Source organism: Acidilobus sp., from assembly GCF_049973875.1.
Classification (GTDB): domain Archaea; phylum Thermoproteota; class Thermoprotei_A; order Sulfolobales; family Acidilobaceae; genus Acidilobus.
The window spans coordinates 1-641 of record NZ_JBMFJI010000104.1; the positions used below are offsets into that span (position 1 = coordinate 1).

The 641-nt window shown below is 56.8% G+C and carries 1 protein-coding gene; it reads right to left on the bottom strand.

Annotation, left to right across the window (positions count from 1 at the left end):
* The coding region (locus ACP5H1_RS08550; protein WP_427974111.1) for a radical SAM protein at positions 1 to 564 on the bottom strand (564 nt) is incomplete at its 3' end.
* Positions 565 to 641: the final 77 nt, after the last annotated feature.

The following is a 641-nucleotide window of genomic DNA, read 5'->3' on the forward strand; positions in this document are numbered from 1 at the left end:
TACGAAGAGCTGGGTCGGTTCCTCCTCTAGCGAAGCCAATACGTCAGGCCTAACGCCGCTGGTAACGAGGAAAGTGGTCAGACCCCTCTTGTGGTACTCGGCTATGAGTTCGCCTAACCTCTCGTAAAGCGTCGGCTCGCCCGTGAGGCTAATTGCGACGTGCCTGGGCTCCATCGCTTCCTTAACCTTCTCTCTATCCACGTCTTGCCTGCCGAAATACCCAGAAACGGCCCTCCTGTGCTCCTCTATCGACTTCTCGGCTATCATTTCTGGGTCGTCGTACTCTGGGAGTTTGGTCTCGTCCCACTCTATGCCTACGTCTTCCGGCTCGAGCCTCCAGCAGTGGACGCACCTCAGCCAGCACCACGAAGAGGTGGGAGTCATCTGCACGCATCTGTGGCTCTCTATTCCGTAGAACTTGCCCTTGTAACAGAACCTGCCGTTGACTAGAGCTTCGTGCGTCCAGTGGCACTTCTTGTAGGCGCTGTGGCTCCCGATGATGTGGTAGCCCTCCTTCTCTAGGGCCTTGTTCACGAGGCTGAAGGTCTCCAGCCTGAGTGCCATCGTCTCGAGTTTCTCCGCGTACTTAATAAAACGCTCTACAAGGGCGCCGTGAGGTCCTTCAGGCCCGTGGTTTCCTG